This window comes from Comamonas sp. MYb396, assembly GCF_037479555.1.
Classification (GTDB): Bacteria; Pseudomonadota; Gammaproteobacteria; order Burkholderiales; family Burkholderiaceae_C; genus Comamonas.
The window spans coordinates 1-2,741 of record NZ_JBBGYU010000019.1 but is presented as its reverse complement, the minus strand read 5'-3'; the positions used below and the strand labels follow the sequence as shown (position 1 = coordinate 2,741).

The following is a 2,741-nucleotide window of genomic DNA, read 5'->3' as shown; positions in this document are numbered from 1 at the left end:
ATCAAAGTTATAGGGTCAAGCCGCACGAGCAATTAGTATTGGTTAGCTTAACGCATTGCTGCGCTTCCACACCCAACCTATCAACGTCCTGGTCTAGAACGACTCTTCAGGGGGGTCAAGCCCCCGGCAGATCTCATCTTGGAACGAGTTTCCCGCTTAGATGCTTTCAGCGGTTATCTCTTCCACACATAGCTACTCGGCAATGCCACTGGCGTGACAACCGATACACCAGAGGTGTGTCCACTCCGGTCCTCTCGTACTAGGAGCAGGCTTCCTCAAATCTGCAGCGCCCACGGAAGATAGGGACCAAACTGTCTCACGACGTTTTAAACCCAGCTCACGTACCTCTTTAAATGGCGAACAGCCATACCCTTGGGACCGACTACAGCCCCAGGATGAGATGAGCCGACATCGAGGTGCCAAACACCGCCGTCGATATGAACTCTTGGGCGGTATCAGCCTGTTATCCCCAGAGTACCTTTTATCCGTTGAGCGATGGCCCTTCCATACAGAACCACCGGATCACTATGTCCTGCTTTCGCATCTGCTCGACTTGTCAGTCTCGCAGTTAAGCACGCTTATGCCATTGCACTATCGTCACGATGTCCGACCGTAACTAGCGTACCTTCGAACTCCTCCGTTACGCTTTGGGAGGAGACCGCCCCAGTCAAACTGCCTACCATGCACTGTCCCCGATCCAGATAATGGACCAAGGTTAGAACCTCAAACACACCAGGGTGGTATTTCAACGTTGGCTCCATGAGAACTAGCATCCTCACTTCAAAGCCTCCCACCTATCCTACACAGATCTGTTCAAAGTCCAATACAAAGCTACAGTAAAGGTTCATGGGGTCTTTCCGTCTTTCCGCGGGGAGATTGCATCATCACAAACATTTCAACTTCGCTGAGTCTCAGGAGGAGACAGTGTGGCCATCGTTACGCCATTCGTGCAGGTCGGAACTTACCCGACAAGGAATTTCGCTACCTTAGGACCGTTATAGTTACGGCCGCCGTTTACTGGGACTTCAATCAAGAGCTTGCACCCCATCATTTAATCTTCCAGCACCGGGCAGGCGTCACACCCTATACGTCCACTTTCGTGTTTGCAGAGTGCTGTGTTTTTATTAAACAGTCGCAGCCACCTATTCTTTGCAACCCCGTTTAGCTCCATTTGTACAACTTCACTTACTGAGGGCACACCTTCTCCCGAAGTTACGGTGTCAATTTGCCGAGTTCCTTCTCCTGAGTTCTCTCAAGCGCCTTAGAATACTCATCTCGCGCACCAGTGTCGGTTTGCGGTACGGTCGTGTGTAGCTGAAGCTTAGTGGCTTTTCCTGGAAGCTGGGTATCACTCACTTCGTCTGCAAGCAGACCCGTTATCACCCCTCATCTTAGCCCGGCGGATTTGCCTACCGAGCACGACTACAGGCTTGAACCAACATATCCAACAGTTGGCTGAGCTAACCTTCTTCGTCCCCACATCGCACTACACATCGGTACGGGAATATTGACCCGTTTCCCATCAGTTACGCATCTCTGCCTCACCTTAGGGGCCGACTTACTCTACGCCGATGAACGTTGCGTAGAAAACCTTGCGCTTACGGCGAGCGGGCTTTTCACCCGCTTTAACGCTACTCATGTCAGCATTCGCACTTCTGATACCTCCAGCATCCGTTACCAGACACCTTCACAGGCTTACAGAACGCTCTCCTACCACGCACAGTAAACTGTGCATCCGCAGCTTCGGTAACTGGCTTAGCCCCGTTACATCTTCCGCGCAGGACGACTCGATCAGTGAGCTATTACGCTTTCTTTAAATGATGGCTGCTTCTAAGCCAACATCCTGACTGTTTTAGCCTTCCCACTTCGTTTCCCACTTAGCCCGTTTTAGGGACCTTAGCTGGCGGTCTGGGTTGTTTCCCTCTTGAGTCCGGACGTTAGCACCCGGTGCTCTGTCTCCCAAGCTGTACTCTGCGGTATTCGGAGTTTGCATAGGTTTGGTAAGTCGCCATGACCCCCTAGCCTAAACAGTGCTCTACCCCCGCAGGTAATACTTGAGGCACTACCTAAATAGTTTTCGGAGAGAACCAGCTATTTCCAAGTTTGTTTAGCCTTTCACCCCTATCCACAGCTCATCCCCTAGTTTTGCAACACTAGTGGGTTCGGACCTCCAGTACCTGTTACGGCACCTTCATCCTGGCCATGGATAGATCACTTGGTTTCGGGTCTACACCCAGCGACTTGTCGCCCTATTCGGACTCGATTTCTCTACGCCTTCCCTATTCGGTTAAGCTTGCCACTGAATGTAAGTCGCTGACCCATTATACAAAAGGTACGCCGTCACCCCTAAGGGCTCCGACTTTTTGTAAGCATGCGGTTTCAGGATCTATTTCACTCCCCTCCCGGGGTTCTTTTCGCCTTTCCCTCACGGTACTTGTTCACTATCGGTCGATGATGAGTATTTAGCCTTGGAGGATGGTCCCCCCATATTCAGACAGGGTTTCTCGTGCCCCGCCCTACTTGTCTGCAGCCTAGTACCACCAATGCGTTTTCACATACGGGGCTATCACCCACTATGGCCGGACTTTCCATTCCGTTTTGTTAACACACTGACTATCACTGCAAGGCTCTTCCGAATTCGCTCGCCACTACTATCGGAATCTCGGTTGATGTCTTTTCCTCTGGGTACTTAGATGTTTCAGTTCTCCAGGTTCGCTTCACTGCGCTATGTATTCACGCAG

Annotated in this window: 1 rRNA gene; it reads right to left on the bottom strand. The window is 51.3% G+C overall.

The features are described from left to right. Positions 1 to 11 precede the first annotated feature (11 nt). A 23S ribosomal RNA gene (locus WH265_RS24155) occupies positions 12 to 2,741 on the bottom strand; the annotation flags it as partial.